The organism is Streptomyces sp. NBC_01445 (assembly GCF_035918235.1).
In the GTDB taxonomy this organism is placed as follows: domain Bacteria; phylum Actinomycetota; class Actinomycetes; order Streptomycetales; family Streptomycetaceae; genus Streptomyces.
Map to the genome: position 1 here is coordinate 6,661,772 of NZ_CP109485.1, position 26,318 is coordinate 6,688,089.

The 26,318-nt window shown below is 71.5% G+C and carries 20 protein-coding genes; 15 read left to right on the forward strand and 5 right to left on the reverse strand.

The annotated features are described in order from the left end of the window. Positions 1-299: 299 nt before the first annotated feature. The 6 genes from leuS to OG574_RS30320 all read left to right on the forward strand — a co-directional run bounded on the left by leuS (position 300) and on the right by OG574_RS30320 (position 10,110). On the forward strand, positions 300-3,194 hold the full coding sequence (gene leuS, locus OG574_RS30295; protein WP_326775789.1) for a leucine--tRNA ligase: 2,895 nt from the start codon (positions 300-302) through the stop codon (positions 3,192-3,194). Between the two features lie 137 nt (positions 3,195-3,331). After that, on the forward strand, positions 3,332-4,078 hold the full coding sequence (locus tag OG574_RS30300) for a hypothetical protein (protein ID WP_326775790.1): 747 nt from the start codon (positions 3,332-3,334) through the stop codon (positions 4,076-4,078). Positions 4,079-4,141: 63 nt separating this feature from the next. Next, the gene (locus OG574_RS30305) at positions 4,142-4,987 is read left to right on the forward strand and encodes a DegV family protein (protein ID WP_326775791.1); all 846 of its coding nucleotides are present in this window, start codon (positions 4,142-4,144) and stop codon (positions 4,985-4,987) included. Positions 4,988-5,504: 517 nt separating this feature from the next. After that, entirely contained in the window at positions 5,505-6,356 is an 852-nt protein-coding gene (locus OG574_RS30310) for a ComEA family DNA-binding protein (RefSeq protein WP_326775792.1), read from the forward strand. Then, positions 6,353-9,007 carry a ComEC/Rec2 family competence protein gene (locus OG574_RS30315; protein ID WP_326775793.1) on the forward strand — a complete coding sequence of 885 codons (2,655 nt, stop codon included), beginning with the start codon at positions 6,353-6,355 and terminating at the stop codon, positions 9,005-9,007. The genes OG574_RS30310 and OG574_RS30315 overlap by 4 nt, the downstream gene beginning before the upstream one ends. A 221-nt stretch (positions 9,008-9,228) precedes the next feature. Beyond that, positions 9,229-10,110, forward strand: a complete 882-nt coding sequence (locus OG574_RS30320; RefSeq protein WP_326778676.1) for a YceI family protein — start codon at positions 9,229-9,231, stop codon at positions 10,108-10,110. 112 nt (positions 10,111-10,222) lie between these two features. On the opposite strand, the gene OG574_RS30325 is transcribed toward OG574_RS30320, so the two are convergent. Beyond that, positions 10,223-10,468 (reverse strand): hypothetical protein, encoded by a 246-nt coding sequence (locus OG574_RS30325; protein ID WP_326775794.1) that lies wholly within the window; start codon positions 10,466-10,468, stop codon positions 10,223-10,225. A 57-nt stretch (positions 10,469-10,525) separates the two neighbouring features. Here OG574_RS30325 and holA point away from each other — a divergent pair, with 57 nt between their 5' ends. Further along, positions 10,526-11,512 carry a DNA polymerase III subunit delta gene (gene holA / locus OG574_RS30330; protein ID WP_116513029.1) on the forward strand — a complete coding sequence of 329 codons (987 nt, stop codon included), beginning with the start codon at positions 10,526-10,528 and terminating at the stop codon, positions 11,510-11,512. A gap of 431 nt (positions 11,513-11,943) precedes the next feature. Here holA and rpsT read toward each other — a convergent pair whose 3' ends face one another. Beyond that, positions 11,944-12,210, reverse strand: a complete 267-nt coding sequence (gene rpsT / locus OG574_RS30335) for a 30S ribosomal protein S20 (protein ID WP_100594244.1) — start codon at positions 12,208-12,210, stop codon at positions 11,944-11,946. A 220-nt stretch (positions 12,211-12,430) separates the two neighbouring features. Here rpsT and lepA point away from each other — a divergent pair, with 220 nt between their 5' ends. Together lepA and OG574_RS30345 are read left to right on the forward strand one after the other, a co-directional pair. Beyond that, positions 12,431-14,290: a translation elongation factor 4 gene (lepA, locus tag OG574_RS30340; RefSeq protein ID WP_326775795.1), complete on the forward strand. Its 1,860-nt coding sequence runs from the start codon at positions 12,431-12,433 to the stop codon at positions 14,288-14,290. Between the two features lie 261 nt (positions 14,291-14,551). Then, positions 14,552-16,441, forward strand: a complete 1,890-nt coding sequence (locus tag OG574_RS30345) for an AMP-dependent synthetase/ligase (RefSeq protein ID WP_326775796.1) — start codon at positions 14,552-14,554, stop codon at positions 16,439-16,441. Positions 16,442-16,700: 259 nt separating this feature from the next. Here the strand turns inward: OG574_RS30345 and OG574_RS30350 are convergent, their stop codons facing one another. Next, positions 16,701-17,081, reverse strand: a complete 381-nt coding sequence (locus OG574_RS30350; RefSeq protein WP_326775797.1) for a hypothetical protein — start codon at positions 17,079-17,081, stop codon at positions 16,701-16,703. Between the two features lie 102 nt (positions 17,082-17,183). Between OG574_RS30350 and OG574_RS30355 the strand changes: the two genes are divergently transcribed. Together OG574_RS30355 and hemW are read left to right on the forward strand one after the other, a co-directional pair. Further along, positions 17,184-19,136 carry an ATP-binding SpoIIE family protein phosphatase gene (locus OG574_RS30355; RefSeq protein WP_326775798.1) on the forward strand — a complete coding sequence of 651 codons (1,953 nt, stop codon included), beginning with the start codon at positions 17,184-17,186 and terminating at the stop codon, positions 19,134-19,136. Positions 19,137-19,190: 54 nt separating this feature from the next. Continuing rightward, the gene (gene hemW, locus OG574_RS30360) at positions 19,191-20,423 is read left to right on the forward strand and encodes a radical SAM family heme chaperone HemW (RefSeq protein WP_326775799.1); all 1,233 of its coding nucleotides are present in this window, start codon (positions 19,191-19,193) and stop codon (positions 20,421-20,423) included. 99 nt (positions 20,424-20,522) lie between these two features. Here hemW and OG574_RS30365 read toward each other — a convergent pair whose 3' ends face one another. Together OG574_RS30365 and OG574_RS30370 are read right to left on the reverse strand one after the other, a co-directional pair. Continuing rightward, the gene (locus tag OG574_RS30365; protein ID WP_326775800.1) at positions 20,523-21,350 is read right to left on the reverse strand and encodes a DUF3097 domain-containing protein; all 828 of its coding nucleotides are present in this window, start codon (positions 21,348-21,350) and stop codon (positions 20,523-20,525) included. Between the two features lie 34 nt (positions 21,351-21,384). Next, on the reverse strand, positions 21,385-22,116 hold the full coding sequence (locus OG574_RS30370; RefSeq protein WP_326775801.1) for an MBL fold metallo-hydrolase: 732 nt from the start codon (positions 22,114-22,116) through the stop codon (positions 21,385-21,387). 121 nt (positions 22,117-22,237) lie between these two features. On the opposite strand from OG574_RS30370, the gene hrcA reads away from it, so the two are divergent. The 4 genes from hrcA (at position 22,238) to OG574_RS30390 (ending at position 26,317) form a co-directional block, all read left to right on the forward strand. After that, on the forward strand, positions 22,238-23,254 hold the full coding sequence (gene hrcA / locus OG574_RS30375) for a heat-inducible transcriptional repressor HrcA (protein WP_100594252.1): 1,017 nt from the start codon (positions 22,238-22,240) through the stop codon (positions 23,252-23,254). Then, positions 23,255-24,391: a molecular chaperone DnaJ gene (gene dnaJ, locus OG574_RS30380; RefSeq protein ID WP_100594253.1), complete on the forward strand. Its 1,137-nt coding sequence runs from the start codon at positions 23,255-23,257 to the stop codon at positions 24,389-24,391. Between the two features lie 112 nt (positions 24,392-24,503). Beyond that, positions 24,504-25,577, forward strand: a complete 1,074-nt coding sequence (locus OG574_RS30385; protein ID WP_326775802.1) for a nitronate monooxygenase — start codon at positions 24,504-24,506, stop codon at positions 25,575-25,577. Beyond that, positions 25,574-26,317 (forward strand): 16S rRNA (uracil(1498)-N(3))-methyltransferase, encoded by a 744-nt coding sequence (locus tag OG574_RS30390; RefSeq protein WP_326775803.1) that lies wholly within the window; start codon positions 25,574-25,576, stop codon positions 26,315-26,317. Before OG574_RS30385 ends, OG574_RS30390 begins: the two co-directional genes overlap by 4 nt. Position 26,318: the final 1 nt, after the last annotated feature.

Genomic DNA, 26,318 nt, shown 5'->3' on the forward strand with positions numbered 1-26,318 from the left:
GGGGTCGGTACGCGGAGTAACCCTTGGCCCATGCACCTTCCGAAGGCCTCCTTCGGCCCTTGCGCAGCCGTCCCTCGGCCGTCCCCGGTAAGCCCGTCGCGGCCCCTGTGGGCCCTGCGGTACCCTGACGCCATGCGTGCCGTACGCCTTCTGCTTAGCGAGCCGCGCTGATCAGTCCCGACCGCTGACGAATCGCGGATCGGAATCGGCGCGGCGCCCCCTCCTGTGCGAGGGGCATTTTTGTTTGGCCAGCGCGGTCAGTTCCGTAAGCAGAGACGATCGATGGAGCTTTGAGGATCATGAGCGAGACGAATTCCGCTGCCGCTTCCGAGGTGGCCGCGCCGCACCGCTACACGGCGGCGATGGCCGCCGACATCGAGGCACGCTGGCAGGACTTCTGGGACGCCGACGGCACGTACGAGGCGCCCAACCCGAGCGGTGACCTGGCGGGGGACACCGAGGCGGACCGGGCGATGGCCGCCCGGCCCAAGAAGTTCGTCATGGACATGTTCCCGTACCCCTCGGGCGCGGGCCTGCACGTCGGCCACCCGCTGGGCTACATCGCCACGGACGTCTTCGCGCGCTTCCAGCGCATGAACGGGCACAACGTCCTGCACACCCTGGGCTTCGACGCCTTCGGCCTGCCCGCCGAGCAGTACGCCGTGCAGACGGGCACCCACCCGCGCACGTCCACCGAAGCCAACATGGTCAACATGAAGTCCCAGCTGCGCCGGCTGGGCCTGGGCCACGACAAGCGCCGGTCGTTCGCCACGATCGACCCCGAGTACTACAAGTGGACCCAGTGGATCTTCGTCCAGATCTTCAACTCCTGGTACGACGACGAGGCGAAGAAGGCCCGTCCGATCGACCAGCTGATCGCGCAGTTCGAGAGCGGTGAGCGCGCCGTACCGGACTCCACGCGCGCGTGGCACGAGCTGAACGCGGCCGAGCGGGCCGACGTGCTGAGTGAGTACCGGCTGGCGTACGCCTCCGAGGCGCCCGTCAACTGGTGCCCCGGCCTGGGCACCGTCCTGGCCAACGAGGAAGTCACCGCCGACGGTCGCTCCGAGCGCGGCAACTACCCTGTCTTCAAGGCCAAGCTGCGCCAGTGGAACATGCGCATCACCGCCTACGCGGACCGCCTGCTGGACGACCTGGACGCCCTGGACTGGCCCGAGGCGATCAAGCTGCAGCAGCGGAACTGGATCGGCCGCTCCGAGGGCGCCCGCGTCGACTTCCCCGTCGGCGACGAGGCCATCACCGTCTTCACCACCCGTCAGGACACCCTGTTCGGCGCCACGTACATGGTCCTGGCGCCCGAGCACGACCTGGTGGACCGGATCGTCCCCGCCGCGTGGCCCGAGGGCACGCACGACGTCTGGACGGGCGGCCACGCGACCCCCGCCGAGGCCGTCGCCGCCTACCGCAAGCAGGCCGCCTCGAAGTCCGACGTCGAGCGCCAGGCCGAGGCCAAGGACAAGACCGGCGTCTTCACCGGCGCGTACGCGGCCAACCCGGTCAGCGGCGAGCAGGTCCCCGTCTTCATCGCCGACTACGTCCTGATGGGCTACGGCACCGGCGCGATCATGGCCGTCCCCGCGCACGACACCCGCGACTTCGCGTTCGCGCGCGCCTTCGAGCTGCCGATGCGCTGCGTCGTGGAGCCCTCGGACGACCGCGGCACCGACACCTCCACGTGGGACGACGCGTTCGCCTCCTACGACGCGCGGCTGGTCAACTCCGCGAGCGACCAGATCTCCGTCGACGGCATGGGCGTCACCGACGCCAAGGCGCGCATGACGGAGTGGCTGGAGCGCACCGGCATCGGCCGCGGCACCGTCAACTTCCGCCTGCGAGACTGGCTGTTCAGCCGCCAGCGCTACTGGGGCGAGCCCTTCCCGATCGTCTACGACGAGGACGGCGTCGCCCACTCGCTGCCCGAGTCGATGCTGCCGCTGGAGCTGCCGGAGGTCGACGACTACAGCCCCCGCACGTTCGACGCGGACGACGCCGACACCCAGCCCGAGACCCCGCTGTCCCGCAACGACGACTGGGTCCACGTCACGCTGGACCTGGGCGACGGACCCAAGAAGTACCGCCGCGAGACCAACACCATGCCCAACTGGGCGGGTTCGTGCTGGTACGAGCTGCGCTACCTGGACCCGCACAACAGCGACAAGCTGGTCGACCCGGCCATCGAGCAGTACTGGATGGGCCCCCGTGAGGGCCAGCCGACCGGTGGCGTCGACCTGTACGTGGGCGGCGCCGAACACGCCGTGCTGCACCTGCTGTACGCCCGCTTCTGGTCGAAGATGCTGTTCGACCTGGGCCACATCTCGTCGGCCGAGCCGTTCCACAAGCTGTACAACCAGGGCATGATCCAGGCCTACGTGTACCGCGACAGCCGCGGCATCGCGGTGCCCGCCGCCGAGGTCGAGGAGCGCGACGGCGCGTACTACTTCGAGGGCGAGAAGGTCTCCCGCCTGCTGGGCAAGATGGGCAAGTCCCTGAAGAACGCCGTCACGCCGGACGAGATCTGCGCCGAGTACGGCGCGGACACCCTGCGCCTGTACGAGATGGCGATGGGCCCCCTGGACGTCTCGCGGCCGTGGGACACGCGCGCGGTGGTGGGCCAGTTCCGTCTGCTGCAGCGCCTGTGGCGCAACGTCGTCGACGAGGCGAGCGGCGAGGTCACCGTCGTCGACACCGAGGACTCCGCCATCGACGGAATCACGCTGCGCGCCCTGCACAAGGCGATCGACGGCGTCCGCCAGGACCTGGAGGGCATGCGGTTCAACACCGCCATCGCCAAGGTCACCGAGCTGAACAACCACCTGACCAAGGTGGGCGGCCCGCTGTCGCGCAGCGTGGCCGAGCGCCTGGTGCTGCTGGTCGCGCCGCTGGCCCCGCACATTGCCGAGGAGCTGTGGCGCAAGCTGGGCCACACCGACTCCGTCGTCCACCAGGACTTCCCCGTCGCCGACCCCGCGTACGTCGTGGACGAGTCCGTGACCTGCGTCGTGCAGATCAAGGGCAAGGTCAAGGCGCGCCTGGAGGTGTCCCCGTCGATCTCCGACGAGGAGCTGGAGAAGGTGGCCCTGGCCGACGAGCGGGTCGTCGCCGCGCTGGACGGCGCCGGCATCCGCAAGGTCGTCGTGCGGGCGCCGAAGCTGGTGAACATCGTTCCTGCGTGAGCGACGACCACTCCGTTTAGCCGGATCAGGGTTGTTCCCTACGGGCAGGTTGGGGGTTCCGCTGGAACCTCCGGCCTGCCTTTTCCGTTTACCGTGGAAGAGGCGGACGGACCGCCGACCTTGTCGGGAGGAGCGTCATGGGAGAGGCCGTGATCGCGATCGTGGCACTCATGTTCGTCCTGTTCCTGGCCCTGGGCGCGTACGTGACGGTGAAGGTCGTCGGCGCCGCCAAGCGGGGAGTGGACCGCACGGTCGCGCAGGCCCGCCGGTCCGTCGAGGACACGACGCTCAAGGCGCGGACCTTCGTGCAGCCGGGCGCGGCCGGCGAGCTCGCGCAACTGCGGCTCAAGCTGCGTACGTCGATGAGGTCCACTCAGGACGCGCTCCACGCGCGCGTGGCCGAGGACGCCTCGCTCAAGGAGTCGCTGGACCTCTTCGGCCGGCTCAGCGTGCACGCGCACGAGCTGGACGACGACCTCAAGCGTCTTGAGACCGAGCCGGACAAGGCGCATCTCGCCGAGCTCCTGCCCGATCTGCGCAAGCGGACGGAGCAGATCACCGCGTCGGCCGACTCCCTGCGCCGGGCGGCCAGGGACCGCGCCCACCGGATCGCCGACGACGACCTGGATTCCCTGAGTGCCCAGATCGACATCGAGGCGGGAGCGCTGCGGCACTGGACGACGGAACCGTCGCCCGAGCCCGCGCAGACGCCGCCCCCGTGGCCCGAGGCACCGGCCCCTGAGCGCCCTGCCGCGCATCAGACCTGGCCAGGGACTCCGCAGGGCGGGCAGGCCGAAGCGCCCGACCGGCCCGCGCTCTCGCCCACCGACCCGCGCCCCGCCTATCCTTGGCAGAAGAAAGCCCGCCCGGAGAGCACGACTTGACGCGTGCCCGGGCCACCGGGGCCGGGCTGCCGTCCACCGGCCCGGGCAGGTAATCTCCAGCTCATGTCCCGCCATGTCGCGATCGTCACGGATTCAACGGCCTACCTGCCGCAGCGGACGATGGAGCGCCACGGCATCATCGCGGTCCCCCTGACCGTGGTCCTTGGCGACCGGGCCCTCGAAGAGGGCGCCGAGATCTCCACCCGCTCACTCGCCGAAGCCCTGCAGAAGCGTCGGCCGGTGACCACGTCCCGGCCGAGCCCCGAGATCTTCGCCGCCACTTATCGCAAGCTGGCCGAAGAGGGCGCGACCAGCGTCGTCTCGCTCCATCTGTCGTCCGAACTCTCCGGCACCTACGACGCCGCGGTACTCGCCGCGCGCGAGGCGCCGGTGCCGGTCAGAGTCGTGGACACCGGCATGGTCGCGATGGCCCTCGGTTTCTGCGCGCTCACCGCCGCCGAGGTGGCCGACGGCGGCGGCACGGTCGACGAGGCCGTGACCGCGGCGGAGAAGCGGGCCGCCGCCACGTCCGCGTACTTCTACGTCGACACCCTGGACTACCTCCGCCGCGGTGGCCGTATCGGCGCCGCCCAGGCCCTCCTCGGCTCGGCGCTCGCCGTAAAACCGCTGTTGCAGCTCGAAGGCGGCCGTATCGAGCTGCTCGAGAAGGTGCGTACCTCGTCGAAGGCGATCGCCCGTCTCCAGGAGATCGTCGCCGAGCGCGCGGGCACGAGCGAGGTCGACATCGCGGTGCACCATCTCGCCGCGCCGGACAGGGCGGCGACGTTCGCGGACAAGCTGCGGGAGCGGGTGCCGGGGCTCTTGGACCTGCATGTCAGCGAGGTCGGCGCGGTAATCGGGGCGCACACGGGGCCGGGGTTGCTGGGGGCGGTTGTTTCGCCTCGATGAGGTGCCTTGTGGTGCGGTGCCCTGAGCCTGGAGGTTCTTGTGGGTGACGGAGTTATCCACAACTGGTGGGTTGTCCCCGGGAATTGAGCAAGATCACCGCGGATTCGGCGGAGTGCCTAGCGTTCGTGGCATGGCATTTGGATCAGCACTTTCAGAGACAGCAGTACGTTCGGAGACGCTCGAGGCGGCTGCCGGAAATGTGGCGCCGGGGGGAGCGTCAGGGACGTGGCAGCGGCGTAGGCGTGTGCGGCGGCGCTATCGGCAGGCGTCGGCCGAGGCGTTGAGACTGCGGGCGGAGGCGTTGTTCGCGCAGGGCCGGGGTGGGCCGCCGGGTTGGTCTGGCGCGCCGAGTCTTTCGCCCGGTCCACCGGGTGTGCCGAGCTCGCCGGATCCGTCTGAGTGGGTGCGGCCGCCTCTTCCACGGTGGGCCGGGACGGTGTCTTCACGTCCTCCTCGGTGGGCTCGGGCGGATGTCGACGCTGATGCCGATTCTGATTGCGACGACGGCGGGGTCCGGGTGGCGGGTGTGGTGCCGGGGGAGTTCACGGAGGAGCGGGACGAACCGGCGGGCGAGGCCGAGAGGGATACGCCCTCGTGGCGGGAACGGGCTGGGCTCGCCGTGCGGGAGCGGCTGCCGCTGTGGATGCAGACGCGGTGCGGGCTCGAAACGCGGAGCGTGATCGCTCTGGTCGTGGTCCTGGTCGCGGCGGCGGGCTTCGCCGTGCACCACTTCTGGACCGGACGGGCTCAGCCGGTGAGCGCGCCCGAGGTGGTGCGATCGGCGGCGCCCGAGGGGGCGGCGGGTCAGCTCGACGCCGGTCAGGAGCCCGGCGCCGGGCCGTCGGCACCCGCCCCGGCCGGGGCGTCGGCTGCGGGCGGGACGGATGGGCCGGCCGGGGCGGCTGCGGCGGGGATCGTCGTGGACGTCAGCGGGAAGGTGCGGAGTCCCGGGATCCATCGGCTGCCGGCCGGATCCAGGGTCGCCGACGCGTTGCGCGCCGCCGGAGGGATCCGTCCCGGGGTGGACCCCACGGGAATCAACCGGGCGCGACTGCTGGCGGACGGCGAGCAGGTGGTCGTGGGCGCACCGGCGGCACCCGGAGGGACCGGCTCGGGCGGTTCTGCGGGTTCGGCGAGTTCTGCCGGGACGGGCGCCGGAACCGGGGCTGCGGCGGCGGGGCCGATCGGCCTCAACACCGCGACCGCAGAGCAGCTCGACACGCTGCCGGGTGTCGGACCCGTGCTGGCCCAGCACATCATCGACTACCGCACGGAGCACGGGGGTTTCCGTTCCGTCGATGAACTGCGCGAGGTCAACGGCATCGGCGACCGTCGCTTCTCCGACCTTCAGAACCTCGTACGGCCATGAGCAGCGCGGGAGTTGCACCGCACTCGGACCTTACTTCGGGTGACGCCAACCCCCGGCAGGAGGGCCCGGCGGATCTCCGTCTCGTCCCTCCGGCGCTCGCGGCATGGGCCACGGCAGCGGTGACGCTGGACGCTCCGGCGGCGTGGGTGACGGCCCTGGCGCTGACCTGCGCGGCGGTGGCGGGAGTGATGCTACTGGGAGGGGCGACACGGGGGCGGCAGGGGAGGGCGGAGCCACCGTCCCAGCCGCGATCCCCAGCGCCACTACCGCCCGCGCCCCCGTCCCCGGAGTTACGGCCCCCGCCACCCCGCCCTCCCCGCAGAGGGTTCTCGCTCCGGCCTCGTATGTCCGTGGCCGCCGTGCTGCTCTGCGTCGCCGCGTCCGGGGCCTCGGCCGCGCTGCACGGTGCGGATCTGACGCGCGGTCCCGTTCCCGGGCTCGCCCGGCAATTCGCTCGGGTGACGGTCGAGTTGGAAGTGACGGCCGACCCGCGGCTGACGCGCCCCCGCGTGAAGGGGGACCGCGCGGCTCCCTCGTCCGTCGTCATCGCCGCCGATGTGCTGAGAGTCGGCGACGCGGGGCGGGGCGGGCCCTCGGGCGTCGGGACGCGGGTGCGGACGCCGGTTCTGGTCCTCGTCGACGTGGACCGCGCCGCCCCGGGGAGGACGCCGTGGCTGTCGCTCCTGCCCAGCACGCGGCTGGTCGTGCACGGAGGGCTGGCGCCCGCGTCGGCCGGCGGCGGCCGGGTCGCGGCCCTGCTCCGCGTCGGACGCGACGAGAGCCCTCGGATCGTCGGCGCACCCTCCGCGGCTCAGCGCTTCGCGGGGAAGCTGAGGGGCGGGCTGCGGGAAGCGACCGAGGGGCTGCCGGCGGATGCCCGCGCGTTGCTTCCCGGGCTCGTGGTCGGGGACACGTCTCGTGTCCCGCCCGAGCTGCACGAGGCATTCGAGGCCACTGACCTCTTGCACCTGACGGCGGTCAGCGGGGCGAACTTCACGATCCTGCTCGCTCTGCTGATCGGTCCGCCCGGCACCGCGCACCGGGCGGAGCGCCGTGGCCTCGCCCCGAGGCTCGGGATCCCGTTGCGGGCGACCGCTCTGCTCGGCGGCGCGCTCACGCTCGGCTTCGTGATCGTGTGCAGGCCGGAGCCGAGCGTGCTCAGGGCGGCGGCCTGCGGGCTCGTCGCACTGCTCGCCATCGGCACCGGGCGACGCAGGTCCCTGATCCCGGCACTGGCCACGGTCGTACTGCTGCTGGTGCTGTACGACCCCTGGCTGGCCCGGAGTTACGGGTTCCTGCTGTCCGTCCTGGCCACCGGCGCGCTGCTGACCCTCGCCCCGCGCTGGAGTGCGGCACTGCGGCGGCGGAGATGTCCGCCGCGCCTGGCGGAGGCGCTCGCGGCGGCCGGGGCGGCGCAGGCCGTGTGTGCGCCGGTGGTCGTGGTCATCGCGTCCCGGGTGAGCCTGGTGGCGGTGCCGTGCAATCTGCTCGCGGAGTTCGCGGTCGCGCCGGCGACGGTGCTGGGGTTCGCCGCCCTGGCCGCCGCGCCGCTGGCGATGCCGGTCGCGAAAGTCTTCGCCTGGTGCGCGAGCTGGCCCGCCGGATGGATCGCGGACATCGCACGCGCGGGGGCCGCACTGCCCGGCGGAGGCGTGGACTGGCCCGGGGGCCCGAGCGGCGGGCTGCTGCTCGCGGTGGTCACCCTGGGCGTGGTCCTCGTGGGCCGCCGGGTGCTCAAGTCCCCGTGGGCCATGGGGATATGTGTGCTGCTCCTGATCCTCGTGGTCATGCAGCCGAGGCCCCTGACCCGGGTGATCACGGGGTGGCCCCCGCCGGGGTGGCGGATGGTGATGTGCGATGTGGGGCAGGGGGACGCGCTGGTGCTCGCGGCGGGCGCGGGGGCCGGGGTGGTCGTCGACGCGGGGCCGGATCCGGTGCTGGTCGACCGTTGTCTGCGCTCGCTCGGGATCACCCGGGTCCCGCTCGTCCTGCTGACCCACTTTCACGCGGACCATGTCACGGGTCTGCCCGGGGTGCTGCGAGGGCGCGAGGTGGGGGCGATCGAGACGACAGGGTTCGACGAGCCGCCGGAACAGGCGCGTTTCGTCCGGGGGTTGGCGCACGCTCGGCACATCACGATGACCCGGGCCGTCGCGGGGGAGCAGCGGCGGACGGGCCGGCTCGCATGGCAGGTTCTGTGGCCGCCGCCGCGACCCGCTCCCGACCCGGACGGCCCGAACGACGCGAGCGTCACCCTGCTGGTCCGCACTGCGGGCCTCACCCTGCTGCTCCTGGGTGACCTCGAACCGCCGGCGCAGCGCGCCCTGTTGAGATCCCCCGTGGCGGCGGCCCTGCCACCCGTTGACGTTCTCAAGGTCGCCCACCACGGCTCGGCCTACCAGGATCCGGTACTCCTGCGGCGGGTCGCGCCCCGTCTTGCCCTGATTTCGTGCGGCGAGGGCAACCCGTACGGGCATCCGTCGGCGCGCACGGTCGCGGAGTTGCGGGCCGGTGGAGCGGCGGTCCTCCGGACGGACCGGGACGGGGCGTTGGCGGTCACCGGGTCGGGGCAGGACAGATCAGGTTCGGTCCGTTCCGGGGAGGCGTCGGGGGAGGGGGCGGGGCTCGGTGTGGTGACGGGTGGGTCATGACAGGTGCCGCGCCCCCTGCGGCTCCCGTGGCGTTACCCGCTGGTAGAAATGCCACCGAGCTGGCGAAATGGTAAGCGGAATGACTAATTCAGGCATCTCCGTACGGGCGGTAGCAGTCTCTGGCATTCCCGGGATGTGGGCCCGTGTTGCCCCGAATGCCGCAACGATGGTCGAATGCATCTTCGTTGATGGTGTTCAAGCTTCACTGGGGTGTCTCGCACATGGTCGGCCGCTGGCTGGGAAACCGTACGAACCGGGCTCAACGAACAAGTCCCCTCGCGGGGATGAGCGTGCCGCCCGGTGCGGGATTCGTCAGCTGCCGCGTACTCGACCCCGTCAACGAGCCGGTGCGCGGCGCCGAGTTCGCGGTGAGCGACGCCATGGGGCGCACGGTCGTGAGTGGCGGGGCCGACCCGTTCGGCTCGTTCGTCGCAGCCGTGCCCGCCGGTGACTACCGGCTCGCGGTCACGGCGGAGGGCTACACGCCGTACCGGGGAAACGCTTCGGTCGGCGAGAGCGCGCACTCCTCGCTCGGCGACGTCATGCTCCAGGTCGCCCAGCCGCCTGCCCTGCCCGACGCCGGGGACTGGGAGATCGAGGCGATGCACTCGTCGGTCGGGTTCACGGCGCGGCACATCGGACTGGCGCGGATCCACGGCCGGTTCAACACGTTCGCGGGCGCGCTGCGCATCGCCGAGCGGGTCGAGCGGTCCGCGATGCATGTGGTCATCGACGCGTCGTCCATCGACACGAACGTGAAGATGCGCGACGACCATCTCAGGTCGGCCGACTTTCTCGACGTGGACCAGTTCCCGACGCTCGAGTTCTACAGCGAACGGTTCGTGCACAAGGGCGGCAGCCGCTGGGCGATCACCGGCGCGCTCTCGCTGCACGGGGTGACCCGCACGGTCACGCTCGACGCGGAGTATCTGGGCCTGGGCAACGGCATGGAGGGGGAGACCCGGGCCGCCTGCCGGGCCACCACGGAGCTGCACCGCGACGACTTCACGGTCAACTGGCAGACGATGCTGGCCCGGGGGATCGCGGCGGTCGGCTCCAGCGTGAAGATCGAGCTCGACATCCAGATCGTCCCGAAGGGCTGACGCCCCCGCAGCATCCTCGAAGGTCAGCCCTCGAAGGTCAGCCCTCAACCGCCGTCCCGATGACGCCGACCCGAGCCACTGCCCCGATGCCGCTGCCCTGATGACGCCGCGGCTAAGGCGCCTCGAGCCAGCCCTCGTGCTCCGCGGCGAATTCGTCGAGTGAGGCGGGGTCGAGGCGGCCGGTGGGGTCCTCGATCACCACGAGCCACTGGGCGTCCTCGGCGTCGTCCTCACCGGCCAGCGCGTCGCGTACGAGCTGGGGCTCCTCGGCGACGCCGAACCGGTCGGGAAGCTCCTCGGCCACCTCCTCCGCGGCGTCGCGGTCGGGGAGCACCAGTACATGTCGAGCGTCGGTCACCTGGCCATTCTCCGGCACGGCGGGCGTTGTCAGTGCCGCGTGGGATGCTTGACCGCGATGGCCAGGAAGACTGCAACAGACGATGTGCTCGCCCCTGTCACCCTCGCCGTGGGGCAGGAGGACCTGCTGCTCGACCGCGCCGTGCAGCAGGTGGTGGCTGCCGCTCGCGCCGCCGACGCGGACACGGATGTGCGTGACCTCACGTCCGACCAGCTTCAGCCCGGCACGCTCGCCGAGCTGACCAGCCCGTCGCTCTTCGCCGAGCGCAAGGTCGTGGTCGTACGCAATGCGCAGGACCTCTCGGCCGACACGATCAAGGACGTGAAGGGCTACTTCGCGGCGCCCGCCGAGGAGATCACGCTGGTGCTGCTGCACGCCGGCGGCGCCAAGGGCAAGGGGCTGCTCGACGCGGCCCGCAAGGCGGGGGCCCGCGAGGTCGCCTGCCCCAAGATGACCAAGCCCGCGGACCGGTTGGCGTTCGTGCGCAGCGAGTTCCGGGCGATCGGCCGTTCTGCGACGCCTGAGGCGTGCCAGGCCCTGGTCGACTCGATCGGCAGTGATCTGCGGGAGCTGGCGTCCGCCGTCACGCAGCTCGGCGCGGACGTCGAGGGCACCATCGACGAGGCGGTCGTCGCGCGGTACTACACGGGCCGGGCGGAGGCCTCCAGCTTCACCGTCGCCGACCGGGCCGTCGAGGGCCGTGCCGCGGAGGCGCTGGAGGCGCTGCGGTGGTCGTTGTCGACCGGGGTGGCGCCCGTGCTGATCACCAGCGCGCTCGCGCAGGGGGTCCGCGCCATCGGCAAGCTCTCGTCGGCACGCGGCGGCCGGCCCGCTGATCTCGCCCGTGAGCTGGGGATGCCGCCGTGGAAGATCGACCGGGTGCGCCAGCAGATGCGCGGCTGGACGCCGGACGGTGTGGCCGTCGCGCTGCGGGCCGTCGCCGAGGCCGACGCGGGCGTCAAGGGCGGTGGGGACGATCCCGAGTACGCCCTCGAGAAGGCCGTGGTCACCATCGCAAGGGCCGCCCGCTCCCGCCGCGGCTGAGCCACACAGCCCGACGGCCACCTCACACCCGCAAGCCCCCGGTTCACGCAAGCCCCCGGTTCACGCGGGCCCCGGCCCCCGCGAGCTCCGGCCCGCGCAAGCTCCGGCCCACGCGGGGCCCTCGCCGCCATGCGCAGCCCCGCCTCCTGCCACGCGCAGCCTGCCACGCGCAGCCCCCCGCCTCCTGCCACGCGCAGCCCCCCGCTTCCTGCCAAGCGCAGCCCCTCACACACGCCAAAACCCCGCCCAGCTGTCCTGGGGAAGGACAGCCGTGCGGGGTCTCAGGTTCAAGCTCGATGGATCCGCACCCGCGTGGCGAACGCAGTCGCGTGCAGATCCGGGGTGCCGGCCGGGAGCGGAGAGAGAGGGCCCGCTCGGGTCCGTCCGGCGATCACATCAAAGGAGTGCCCGTCCCGTGAGGGAGTGGGTACTCAGCCCTTGAGGGAAGAAGCCTTGGAAGCAAGCGCCGACTTCTTGTTGGCGGCCTGGTTCTTGTGGATGACGCCCTTGGAGACGGCCTTGTCGAGCTTGCGCGAAGCCTCGCGCGTCAGCTCCTCGGCCTTCTGGGTGTCACCCGCGGCAACGGCCTCGCGGGCCTTGCGGATCGCGGTCTTGAGGGAGGACTTGACAGCCTTGTTGCGCTGCCGAGCCTTCTCGTTGGTCTTGATCCGCTTGATCTGGGACTTGATGTTCGCCACGAAATGAGCCTTTTCAGGTTCAGGCACGCGAGCTCACGCCCACGTGCCGGTGATTTCTCTTGAGGTGTCTCGTGCTGAGAGGGCATGAGACACAGCTGTCAACGTTACCAGCCGTGCTCCGAGCGGCCCAAACCGGGCGCAGCCCCGCGTCCGTGGGACCATGGAACCTACGTATAGATCCGACCCGAGGCGACAGGCGCCTCAAGAGACAGGACCCTGCGTGCCCGCGACCCCTAACAATGTGCCCGCGCCGAGCCGTACTGCCCCGGCTCTGATCCGCAATTTCTGCATCATCGCGCACATCGACCACGGCAAGTCCACGCTCGCCGACCGGATGCTCCAGCTGACCGGTGTGGTCGAGCAGCGGCAGATGCGTGCTCAGTACCTCGACCGGATGGACATCGAGCGCGAGCGCGGCATCACGATCAAGTCCCAGGCGGTGCGTCTGCCCTGGGCCCCGAGCGAGGACCCGGGCAAAACCCACATCCTCAACATGATCGACACCCCGGGGCACGTGGACTTCACGTACGAGGTCTCGCGGTCCCTCGCGGCCTGTGAGGGCACGGTCCTGCTCGTCGACGCGGCCCAGGGCATCGAGGCGCAGACTCTCGCCAACCTCTATCTGGCGATGGAGAACGACCTCAAGATCATCCCGGTTCTCAACAAGATCGACCTGCCGGCCGCCCAGCCCGAGAAGTTCTCCGAGGAGCTCGCGAACCTCATCGGCTGCGAGCCGGAGGACGTGCTGAAGGTCTCCGCGAAGACCGGCATGGGCGTCGAGGCGCTGCTCGACAAGGTCGTCGCCGAGATCCCGGCCCCGGTCGGCGTCGCCGACGCGCCCGCCCGAGCGATGATCTTCGACTCCGTGTACGACTCCTACCGCGGCGTCGTGACGTACGTACGAGTCGTCGACGGCCAGCTCAACAAGCGTGAGCGGATCCGGATGATGTCCACCGGCGCCACCCACGAGCTGCTCGAGATCGGTGTCTCCTCTCCGGAGATGACCCCGGCCGACGGCATCGGCGTCGGTGAGGTGGGCTACATCATCACCGGCGTGAAGGACGTCCGTCAGTCCAAGGTCGGTGACACGATCACCTCCCTGCACAACGGCGCCACCGTGGCGCTCGGCGGCTACAAGGACCCGAAGCCGATGGTCTTCTCGGGCCTCTATCCGCTGGACGGCTCGGAGTACCCGGACCTGCGCGAGGCCCTCGACAAGCTGCAGCTCAACGATGCCGCGCTCGTCTACGAGCCGGAGACCTCGGCCGCCCTCGGCTTCGGCTTCCGCGTCGGCTTCCTCGGCCTGCTCCACCTCGACGTGATCCGTGAGCGCCTGGAGCGCGAGTTCGGGCTCGACCTCATCGCCACCGCGCCCAACGTGGTTTACCGCGTGGCCATGGAGGACGGCAGCGAGCACACGGTCACCAACCCGAGCGAGTTCCCCGAAGGCAAGATCGACAAGGTCTTCGAGCCGGTCGTGCGCGCCACGATCCTCGCCCCCAGCGAGTTCATCGGCTCGATCATGGAGCTCTGCCAGACCCGTCGCGGAACGCTGCTCGGCATGGACTACCTCTCCGAGGACCGCGTCGAGATCCGCTACACGCTGCCGCTCGCGGAGATCGTCTTCGACTTCTTCGACCAGCTGAAGTCCAAGACGCGCGGCTACGCGTCCCTGGACTACGAGCCCACCGGCGAGCAGGACTCCAGCCTGGTCAAGGTCGACATCCTGCTGCACGGCGACAAGGTCGACGCCTTCTCCGCGGTCACGCACAAGGACGCGGCGTACGCGTACGGCGTGCGGCTGGTCGCCAAGCTGCGCGAGCTCATCCCGCGGCAGGCCTTCGAGGTGCCGATCCAGGCCGCCATCGGCTCCCGGGTCATCGCCCGAGAGACGATCCGCGCCATCCGCAAGGACGTCCTCGCCAAGTGCTACGGCGGTGACATCTCCCGTAAGCGCAAGCTGCTCGAGAAGCAGAAGGAGGGCAAGAAGCGCATGAAGATGGTCGGCTCCGTCGAGGTGCCGCAGGAAGCCTTCATCGCCGTGCTCTCCAGCGACGACAGCGGCTCGAAGAAGAAGTAGGCCGCGTCACAGCGGTCCGGGGCCCGTCGCGCGTCAGTGCGGCGGGCCTCTTGATTTCCCGGCATTGTTGTGCGGGTCTTTTGTGGGGGCCGTGTGTACAGCGGCTGTCGACAAGAAGTGACAGGCTGCGGCCCCTTACGCACCGGGCGACTGCGCTCTACTCTGATCACTGCTCGGTAGTTACTCGCCAGTTAAACAACAGCCGCCAACAGCCAGCCGCGCCCAGTCTCGCCGCGCTGCCGCGGGCCCCCGGAGGACGTCGTGAGCGACACACAGACCCTGATCGAGAACCGTCCGCCGTCCGTGGCGGCCCTCTTCCTGGAGCGCGTGGCGGCCACGCCGGATACCGAGGCCTACCGCTACCCGGTGCCATCGGCCTCCGGTGAGGGCCCCGAGGAGTGGAAGTCGCTGAGCTGGGCGCAGGCCTCGGCGCGGGTCTACGCCATCGCGGCCGGCCTCATCGAGCTCGGCGTCCGGCCGGAGGAGCGGGTCGCGCTCGCCTCCTCCACGCGGGTCGAGTGGATCCTGGCCGACCTCGGCATCCTGTGCGCGGGCGCCGCCACGACCACCGTCTACCCGCAGACCAACGCCGAGGAGTCGGGGTTCATCCTCGCGGACTCGGACAGCAAGGTCCTGATCGCCGAGGACGCGGCGCAGCTGGCCAAGGCCCGCGAGCGCCGGGCCGACCTGCCCGACCTCGCCCATGTCGTCGTCATCGACGAGGCCGGGGTCGAGCCGGACGCCGCGGACCCCGAAGGCTGGGTGCTCACGCTCGCCGACCTGGAGAAGCGCGGCGCCGCCCACCTGGAGAAGAACCCGGACCTGATCAAGGAGAAGGTCGGCGCGATCACCGCGGACCAGCTTGCGACCCTGATCTACACCTCCGGCACCACCGGCCGGCCCAAGGGCGTGCGCCTCCCGCAGGACAACTGGTCGTACATGGCGAAGGCCATCGCCTCGACCGGCCTGGTGGGCCCGGACGACGTGCAGTACCTGTGGCTGCCCCTCGCGCACGTCTTCGGCAAGGTCCTCACCTCCGGGCAGATCGAGGTCGGGCACGTCACCGCCGTCGACGGCCGCGTGGACAAGATCATCGCGAACCTGCCCGTCGTGCAGCCGACGTACATGGCCGCGGTGCCGCGCATCTTCGAGAAGGTCTACAACGGGGTCGCGGCCAAGGCGCGGGCCGGCGGCGGCGCCAAGTACAAGATCTTCCAGTGGGCCGCCGAGGTCGCGCGCGAGTACGCGAAGGCAAGCCAGGACAACTTCCGCAGGACCGGTTCGGCCTCGGTGCCGTTCGCGCTCGGCGCCAAGCACAAGGTCGCCGACGCGCTCGTCTACTCGAAGCTGCGTGAGGCGTTCGGCGGCCGGCTGCGCGCCTGCGTCTCCGGCTCCGCCGCGCTCGCCCCCGAGATCGGCTACTTCTTCGCCGGCGCGGGCGTGCACATCCTGGAGGGCTACGGCCTCACGGAGACCTCCGCCGCGTCCTTCGTCAACCCCGGTGAGGCGTACCGCACCGGCACGGTCGGCAAGCCGCTGCCCGGCACGGAGGTGCGGATCGCGGACGACGGCGAGATCCTGCTGCGTGGCCCCGGCGTCATGCAGGGCTACCACGGGCTGCCCGAGAAGACGACCGAGGTCCTGGAGTCCGACGGCTGGTTCCACACCGGCGACATCGGTGAGCTGTCGCCCGACGGCTACCTCAAGATCACCGACCGCAAGAAGGACTTGATCAAGACGTCGGGCGGCAAGTACATCGCGCCCGCCGAGGTCGAGGGCCAGTTCAAGGCCGTCTGCCCGTACGTCTCGAACATCCTGGTGCACGGCGCCGACCGGAACTTCTGCACGGCGCTCATCGCTCTCGACGAGCCGTCCATCCTGGAGTGGGCCAAGGACAACGGCCTGGAGGGCAAGTCGTACGCCGATGTGGTCGCGGCCCCCGCCACGGTCGAACTGGTCGAGGGCTACGTCAAGGAGCTCAACCTGGGCCTCCAGAAGTGGCAGACCATCAAGAAGTTCAAGCTCCTGCCGCGCGACCTCGACATCGAGCACGGCGAGCTGACCCCGAGCCTGAAGCTGAAGCGGCCGGTCGTCGAGCGCGAGTACGGGCACCTGATCGACGAGATGTACGCGGGTTCACGCGAGAAGTAGGCCGGGTTCACGCGAGAAGTGGGCCGGGTTTGTGTGGGGGTCGGTGGCCGGTTGCGTGCCTGCGTCGCCGGCTCCGGCGCGCTCGTCCCCGCGGTTGGGGGCGCCGACGGTGCGGCGGTCTGGGGCGGGCTCGGCTGGGGGTGCGGGGGTCGTCCCCCCGGGAGCTTGCAGCCGGGCACCTGATCGACGAGATGTACGCGGGTTCACGCGAGAAGTGACGTCCCGCGTCACCGCTTGAGGGATGCGTCGCGGCCTGCCACTACGGTGTGCGGCCGCGGCGCATCTCGCTTAACAGCTCCTCCATCTGTGTCACCTGACGGCGCAGTTCGGCGCCGTCCGTCCGGGTGCCGGCCGTCAGTTCGCGTTCGACGGCGGACAGGCGGGCCGTCAGCTCGGCGAACCCCCTCGTGCCGCGCGATCTCCCGCCGCACACACGCGTCAGTTCGGCGTTGCAGTGCCGACTGCGGTCCATGATCTGGTTGAACATCGCGCCGAGTTCGGCCGCCAGGCCCTCCCCGGTCTCCGGGGCCTGGGTGAAGTCGCCGTCCCGCGCCGACGTCATCGCGGCGAGAAGCGCACGCAGTTCGGTGGCCTCGATCCGGCCCGGATCCTGAACACGCGTAGCACTGTTCGCGCTCATGGTGGCCCACTTCGATAACTCGGTGCTTATGGACGGGGCCGGTCTGTCACTCTGTCCGTGTCGCCTGAGGCGTCTTTGCCCGAACTGCTCAGGAGCCGCACCGTGGGGTCCATTCCGCTGCAACGGGAGACCACGTACGCCACCGACGAGCCCTCCCGTCCCCCGGGAGCACCGGCCGTCGTGCGGACCTCGCTGCCCGGAAACCCGCTGGCCCCGGCTGCGGCGCGCCGCTTCGTACGGGGTGCTCTCGCCGACTGGGCCGAGCTCGGCCTGACCACCACGTCCGGCGGCGGCGACCGGCTCACCGACGACGCCGTGGTCGTACTCAGCGAACTCGTCACGAACGCTGTGGTCCACGCAGGCACCAATGTCGAGCTGCTGTGCCGCCTCGAAACCGGGCACCCCGACGACCCGGAAGGCGCCTGCGCGCCCGCCGCCCTCGTCATCGAGGTCTCCGACCATCACCCCGCCCGCGCCGTCCGCAGCGACCGCATCGACATGGGCCCCGACACCCCCGAGTGCGGGCGCGGGCTGCGCCTCGTGGCCTCTCTCTCCGACGCCTGGGGCATCACGTACCAGCCCGGCACCAAGACCGTCTGGGCCCGCCTCCCCGTCGACGAAGCCGGCCGGGGCGGCGACGCCCCGGAGGCGCACCCCGGCGCAAGAACCTTTCAGCGCGGGCTGCGCTCCGCGGAAATACTGGCTCCCACGCCGCGCCGCTTCCCCCATGACCAGGACTGGGTCAACCGCGGTGCGCTCTCCTTCCTCGCCGAGGCCTCCGACCTGCTCGCCGGACAGCTCGACGAGGACCAGGTCGCCTCGCTCGCCGGACAGATGCTGGTGCCGCGCATGGCCGACTGGTGCGCCGTCTGGCTCGACGACGAGGACGGCAGGCCCGACCGGGGCACCGCCGACCGCGTGGGCCGCGGCACCGGCGCCCTCGCCACGCCCCGCCTCGCCCGCGTCTGGCACACCAGTGAGAACCGCATGGAGGAGCTCCGCAAGATCTTGGAGAAGGACCCGCCGCAGCCCACCGACGCGGCGCGGAGCGCGGCCGTCCCCGTGCCGTGGCCCTTCGAGAGCCGCGGCGGCGACCCGGCGGGCGCCGCGCTCGCCTACCGCCTCAGCGCGGGTGGTCGCGCGGTGGGCACCCTTCTCATCGGACGGGCCGGCCTGACGCGCTTCCCCGACGAGGTCACCGGCCTCGTCGAGGACTTCGCCCGCCGCGTCGCCCTCGCCGTCAGCGCGGCCCGCCGCTACACCCGGCAGGCCACCATCAGCCGCATCCTCCAGCGCGGACTGCTGCCCTCCGCCGTCGCGCAGATCCCCGGCATCGAGTCCGCGCTCGTGTACGAGCCGCGCGACGCGGGCGGCCCCGGCGGCGACTTCTACGACGTGTTCCCCGCCGGCGACGGCCGCTGGTGCTTCGCGCTCGGCGACGTCCAGGGAAAGGGCCCCGAGGCAGCCGTCGTCATCGGCCTCGCCCGGCCCTGGCTGCGGCTGCTCGCCCGCGAGGGGTACCAGGTCGCCGAGGTCCTCGACCGGCTCAACCGGCTCCTCCTCGACGACGCCACGGAGGCGGCCGACGCGGCTGCCCGCGCGCTCGCCGCCGCCGGCGGCGAGGGCCTCACACCCGAGGGCGCGCCCCGCTTCCTCTCCTTGCTCTACGGGGAGCTGGTGCCCATCGGGGACGGGATGCGCTGCACCCTGGCCTCCGCCGGACACCCGCTGCCGCTCCTGCTGCGGCCCGACGGCCTGGTCGAGTGCGCCGCCGAGCCCCAGGTGCTCCTCGGCGTCGTCGACGATCCCGGCTATACCAGCGAGAGCCTCGTCCTCCACGACGGCGACACCCTCCTGTGCGTCACGGACGGGGTGACGGAGCGCCGGGACGGGCACCGGCAGTTCGACGACGGCGACGGCCTCTCCCACGCCCTCGCCGGCTGCACGGGCCTCACCGCACCTCTGCTCGCCGAACGGATCAGACGCCTGGTCCACGAATTCTCCGAAAGCCCACCGGACGACGACCTGGCCCTGCTGGTACTGCAGGCCCGGTAAGTCCTCACGGCCGCGACCGGCGGGACTACCTCGCGGCTGCGGGACAATAGGTCCATGCCTTCCGCACTTCCCGACGGTGAGCCCGTCCCCGATGACGGCGCGTTGCCCGCCTCCGCCCTGGCCGGGGCGGCGGAGCGGCCCCTCGGGTTCTATCTGCATGTCCCGTACTGCGCCACGCGCTGCGGCTACTGCGACTTCAACACGTACACCGCGACCGAGCTGCGCGGCTCCGGCGGTGTGCTCGCCTCGCGTGACAACTACGCGGACACCCTCGTCGACGAGGTCCGTCTCGCCCGCAAGGTTCTCGGCGACGACCCGCGCCAGGTGCGGACCGTGTTCGTCGGCGGCGGGACCCCGACGCTCCTCGCGGCCGACGACCTCGTGCGCATGCTCGGGGCGATCCGTGACGAGTTCGGGCTCGCGCCCGACGCCGAGGTGACGACGGAGGCCAACCCCGAGTCCGTCGGCCCCGCCTACCTGGAGACCCTCCGCGAGGGCGGCTTCAACCGGATCTCCTTCGGCATGCAGAGCGCCAAGCAGCACGTCCTGAAGATCCTCGACCGCACCCACACCCCCGGCCGCCCCGAGGCCTGCGTCGCCGAGGCGCGCGCCGCGGGCTTCGACCACGTCAACCTCGACCTGATCTACGGCACCCCCGGCGAGAGCGACGACGACTGGCGGGCCTCGCTGGAGGCGGCCATCGGCGCCGGGCCCGACCATGTGTCGGCGTACGCGCTGATCGTCGAGGAGGGCACCCAGCTCGCCCGGCGCATCCGCCGTGGCGAGGTCCCGATGACGGACGACGACGTCCACGCGGACCGCTACCTGATCGCGGACGAGGTCCTCGGCGGGGCGGGCTTCGACTGGTACGAAGTGTCGAACTGGGCCACCACCGACGCCGGGCGCTGCCTGCACAACGAGCTGTACTGGCGCGGCGCCGACTGGTGGGGCGCGGGCCCCGGCGCGCACAGCCACGTCGGCGGGGTGCGCTGGTGGAACGTGAAGCACCCGGGCGCCTACGCCGGACGCCTCGCGGAGGGTCGTTCGCCCGGCGCCGGTCGCGAGCTCCTCTCGGACGAGGACCGGCGCGTCGAGCGCATCCTGCTGGAGCTGCGCCTCCTGGAGGGCTGCCCGCTGTCGCTCCTGAAGCCCGCGGGCCGCGCCGCCGCCGGCCGGGCCCTGTCCGACGGCCTGCTCGAAGCGGCGCCGTACGAGTCCGGGCGCGCTGTCCTCACCCTGCGCGGCCGCCTCCTCGCCGACGCGGTCGTGCGCGACCTGGTCGACTGAGGCGGGCCCCGAGCGCCCCTCGGGCCTCTCGTTTGGATCATGCCGGGCTCGCGGGGCCTGGTGCCGCATCCTGATCGGGCCTGATCCGAACGAAAGGCCCTAGCTCAGGTCCGCGGGCAGCGTCACGAAGTCGATCAACTCCTCGACCCTGCCCAGGAGTTCGGGCTCCAGGTCGCGGTAGCTGTGCACCCGCGACAGGATGTGCTGCCAGGCCGCGCCGGTGTTCTCGGGCCAGCCGAGCGCCCGGCACACGCCCGTCTTCCAGTCCTGGCCGCGCGGCACCCGGGGCCACGCCCGGATGCCCACGGCCGACGGCTTCACGGCCTCCCACACGTCGATGTAGGGGTGGCCGACGACCAGCGCGTGCTCGCCGGTGACCTGCGCCGCGATCCGTGACTCCTTCGAGCCGGGCACCAGATGGTCGACGAGGACGCCGAGCCGCGCGTCCGGCCCCGGAGCGAATTCGGCGACGATCGCGGGCAGGTCGTCGACGCCCTCCAGGTACTCCACGACCACGCCCTCGATGCGCAGGTCGTCGCCCCAGACCCGCTCCACCAGCTCCGCGTCGTGCCGGCCCTCCACATAGATGCGTCCGGCCCGCGCGACCCGCGCCCGCGCCCCGGGGACCGCGACCGACCCGGAGGCCGTGCGCGTGGGACGTACGGGCGCTGCGGCCACGGGACGTACGAGGGTGACGACCCGGCCTTCGAGCAGGAAGCCGCGCGGGTCCATGGGGAACACCCGATGCTTGCCGAAGCGGTCCTCCAGGGTCACCGTCGGGCCCTGGGCCGTCTTCTCGCAGCGGACGACCGCCCCGCAGAACCCGGTCGTGACCTCCTCGACCACGAGATCCACGTCCGCCGCCACCTCGGGCGCGGCCTGCTGCTTCTTCCACGGCGGGGTGAAGTCGGGGGAGTACTGGCGCATGGTGCAGACGATAGGAGTACGAACTGCCGTGCGGTTACGACACGCCGAAACGCGCCGCCAGCGCGGCACGCTGCGCACGGACAAACTCCGCATTCACCGCGGCTCCGTGCCCGGGGACGTACACGGCGTCTTCACCGCCCAGTTCCAGCAGCCGGTCGAGAGCGGCCGGCCAACGGGACGGCACCGCATCAGGGCCCGCCTGCGGCTGGCCCGACTCCTCGACCAGGTCGCCGCAGAAGACGACCTCGGGCGTGCCCGGCACCAGGACCGCCAGGTCGTGCCCGCTGTGCGCCGGGCCCACGTTCGCGAGCAGCACCTGGAGCCCGCCGCCCAGATCGAGCGTCCACTCCCCGCACACCCGGTGGTGCGGCACGACGAGCACGTCCACCGCATCGGCCGCCTCCTCGTGCGGCACGCCGTGCGCGACCGCGGACGCCCGCAGTTCGTCGCGGCCCCGCGTGAACACGGTGTCGATGCCCGCGGCGCCGTACACCTCGACACCGGCGAACGCCGCCGTGCCCAGAACATGGTCGAAATGGGGGTGCGTCAGCGCGATATGCGTCACGCGCGCGTGCGGGCCGATGAGGCGCCGGGTGTCCGCCCGCAGCGCCGCGCCCTCGCGAAGTGAGGAACCCGTGTCGATCAGCAACGCCGCCCCGTCGCCCACCACAAGGCCCGTCGTGCAGTCCCAGCCCGGCAGCCGGATCCGCCCCGCCCGAGCGGACAGCTCCTCCCAGCCCACCTCATTCCAGTCCAGGTCGTCCATGGGTCCGACGCTAGCGCCCTTGCCGGGCCCGTACCCACCGGCCGTACACTGACCCGGAGACCATTGGCACTCGGCCGCACCGAGTGCCAGCCGCGGACGACACAGCTGGAGGTGCGCGCGAATGCTCAGTGAACGCAGGCTCGAAGTGCTGCGCGCCATCGTCCAGGACTACGTGGGGACCGAGGAGCCGGTCGGCTCCAAGGCGCTCACCGAGCGGCACAGCCTCGGCGTCTCACCGGCGACGGTGCGCAACGACATGGCGGCGCTCGAGGAGGAGGGCTTCATCGCCCAGCCCCACACGAGCGCCGGGCGGATCCCCACCGACAAGGGGTACCGCCTGTTCGTGGACAAGCTGACGGCGGTCAAGCCGATGACGGGGCCCGAGCGCCGCGCCATCCAGAACTTCCTCGACGGCGCCGTCGACCTCGACGACGTCGTCGGCCGGACCGTGCGGCTGCTCGCGCAGCTGACGCGGCAGGTCGCCGTGGTGCAGTACCCGTCCCTGACGCGGTCCACCGTGCGCCACGTGGAACTGCTCTCGCTCGCCGCCGCCCGTCTGATGCTCGTACTGATCACGGACACGGGGCGCGTCGAGCAGCGGATGATCGACTGCCCGGCGCCGTTCGGCGAGACCTCTCTCGCCGATCTGCGGGCCCGGCTCAACAGCCGGGTCGCGGGACGCCGCTTCGCGGACGTCCCGCAGCTGGTGCAGGACCTGCCGGAGTCCTTCGACGCGGAGGACCGCGGCACGGTCTCGACGGTGCTCTCCACTCTCCTGGAGACGCTCGTCGAGGAGACCGAGGAGCGGCTGATGATCGGCGGCACCGCCAATCTCACCCGCTTCGGACATGACTTTCCCCTCACCATCCGGCCCGTCCTCGAGGCCCTCGAGGAGCAGGTCGTGCTCCTCAAGCTCCTTGGTGAGGTAAACGATTCGGGCATGGCCGTACGGATCGGTCACGAGAACGCCCATGAGGGACTCAGCTCCACCTCCGTGGTCTCGGTCGGCTACGGTTCGGGCAGCGAGGCAGTCGCCAAACTCGGCGTGGTCGGACCGACCCGCATGGATTACCCGGGAACGATGGGAGCAGTACGCGCAGTGGCACGTTACGTCGGACAGATCCTGGCGGAGTCGTAAGTGGCCACGGACTACTACGCCGTACTCGGCGTGCGCCGCGACGCCTCCCAGGACGAGATCAAGAAGGCCTTCCGCAGGCTGGCCCGTGAGCTTCACCCGGATGTGAATCCGGACCCGAAGACACAGGAGCGGTTCAAGGAGATCAACGCCGCCTACGAGGTGTTGTCGGACCCGCAGAAGAAGCAGGTCTACGACCTCGGCGGCGACCCCCTCTCGCAGGCGGGCGGAGGCGGGGCCGGCGGCTTCGGCGCCGGTGGCTTCGGGAACTTCTCCGACATCATGGACGCGTTCTTCGGAACGGCGTCCCAGCGTGGTCCCCGGTCGCGCACGCGCCGCGGCCAGGACGCCATGATCCGGCTCGAGATCGAGCTGGACGAGGCCGCCTTCGGGACCACCAAGGACATTCAGGTCGACACGGCCATCGTCTGTACGACCTGCAGCGGCGAGGGTGCCGCGCCGGGTACGTCCGCGCAGACCTGTGACATGTGCCGCGGTCGCGGCGAGGTGTCCCAGGTCACGCGGTCCTTCCTCGGCCAGGTCATGACGTCGCGGCCGTGCCCGCAGTGCCAGGGCTTCGGCACCGTGGTGCCGACGCCGTGCCCGGAGTGCGCCGGTGACGGACGCATCCGCTCGCGGCGCACGCTCACGGTGAAGATCCCGGCCGGCGTCGACAACGGCACGCGGATCCAGCTCGCGGGCGAGGGCGAGGTCGGCCCCGGCGGTGGCCCTGCCGGTGACCTGTACGTCGAGATCCACGAGCTGGCGCACCCCGTCTTCCAGCGGCGCGGCGACGATCTGCACTGCACCGTCACCATCCCGATGACGGCCGCGGCGCTCGGCACCAAGGTGCCGCTGGAGACGCTCGACGGCCTGGAGGAGATCGACATCCGGCCGGGCACGCAGTCCGGCCAGTCGGTCCCGCTGCACGGGCGCGGCATCACGCACCTGCGCGGCGGCGGCCGCGGTGACCTCATCGTGCACGTCGAGGTCCTGACGCCGACCAAGCTGGACCCGGAGCAGGAGCGGGTACTGCGTGAGCTGTCGAAGCTGCGCGGCGAGGAGCGGCCCACGGGGCAGTTCCAGCCGGGGCAGCAGGGGCTGTTCTCGCGGTTGAAGGACGCGTTCAACGGGCGCTGACCGAGCCCGGCGCAGGCAAGAAGCAGGGACCACGTCCCCCGCATCACGCGTGGCACATGCCACGCGGAAGGGCCGATTCGGTCCGATGCGGGGGACGTGGCACGATGCGGTCATGTCCCCCACGCTGACCGGTCTCTGTCACTATCCGATCGTGCAGGCACCCATGGCGGGCGGTGCCTCCTGTCCGCAGCTCGCCGCCGCCGTGTCGGAGGCCGGCGGGCTCGGATTCCTCGCCGCCGGGTACAAGACCGCCGACGGGATGTACCAGGAGATCAAGCAGGTACGGGGGCTGACCAACCAGCCGTTCGGCGTCAATCTCTTCATGCCGCAGTCCGAGTACGCGGACCCCGCGGCCGTCGCCGTCTACGCCAGCCAGCTCGCCGGTGAGGCCGCCTGGTACGACACGCAGCTCGGGGACCCGGACTGCGGCCTCGACGACGGCTTCGACGCGAAGCTCGCCATCCTCCTCGACGACCCGGTACCGGTCGTCACCTTCACCTTCGGCTGCCCGAGCCGTGACGTCCTCGACTCCCTCGCCCGCGTCGGCACCCTCACCGCCGTCACCGTGACCACCGCGGACGAGGCGCAGGCCGCCCAGCGGGCCGGCGCCGACGCGGTGTGCGTCCAGGGCATCGAGGCGGGCGGCCACCAGGGCACCCACCGGGACAACCCGGAGGCCGACGGATCCGGCATCGGACTCATCGCGCTGATCGCCCAGGTCCGCGAGGCCGTACAGATCCCGATCATCGCCACCGGCGGACTCATGCGCGGCGGACAGCTCGCCGCCGTGCTCGCCGCGGGCGCCGACGCCGGGCAGTTCGGCACGGCCTTCCTGGTCTGCCCCGAGTCCGGCGCCAACGTCCTGCACAAGCAGGCCATGACGAACCCGCTGTTCGTGCGGACCGAGCTGACCCGGGCCTTCTCGGGCCGCCCCGCGCGCGGCCTCGTGAACCGGTTCATGCGCGAGCACGGCCCGTACGCACCCGCCGCCTACCCCCAGATCCACCACATGACGTCGACGCTGCGCAAGGCCGCCGCCAAGGCGGGGGACCCGCAGGGGATGGCGCTGTGGGCCGGGCAGGGCCACCGGCTCGCCCGCGAGCTGCCCGCCGGCCGGCTCGTCGAGGTGCTCGCGGCGGAACTCGCGGAGGCGAAGGACGCGTTGGGCGCGCAGGGTGCCGCATGACGGCGCCGGTGTTCGTCGTCGACGAGGTGCCGTCCGCCACAACGTTCGTGCTCGACGGGGCCGAGGGACGGCACGCGGTGTCCGTGAAGCGGCTGCGCGCCGGTGAGGACGTCGTCCTGACCGACGGTCGCGGGCGCTGGACCGAGGCGGTCGTGGCGGCCGCCGAGGGCAAGGACCGGCTCGTCGTCACGGCGGGCCCCGCCCAGGAGGAGCCCGCGCAGGCACCCAGGATCACCGTCGTCCAGGCCCTGCCCAAGGGCGACCGGGGCGAGCTCGCCGTCGAGACCATGACGGAGACCGGCGTCGACGCGATCGTGCCGTGGCAGGCCGCCCGCTGCATCACGCAGTGGAAGGGCGACCGCGGCGCCAAGGCGCTCGGCAAGTGGCGGGCCACCGCGCGCGAGGCGGGCAAGCAGTCCCGCCGGGTGCGCTTCCCGGACGTCGCGGACGCCGCGTCGACCAAGCAGGTCGCGGCACTGCTCGCCGGGGCGGACTTCGCGGCCGTACTGCACGAGGACCGCGACTGCGACAGCGGCGCCCTCGCCACGGTGGAGCTGCCCACGGCCGGGGACATCGTCCTCGTGGTCGGCCCGGAGGGCGGTGTCTCGCCCGACGAGCTCGCCGCGTTCGCCGAGGCGGGCGCGCGCCCGTACCGGCTCGGGCGTAGCGTTCTGCGTACGTCGACCGCGGGGACCGCCGCGACGGCGCTGCTTCTCGGCCGCACCGGCCGCTGGTCCTGAT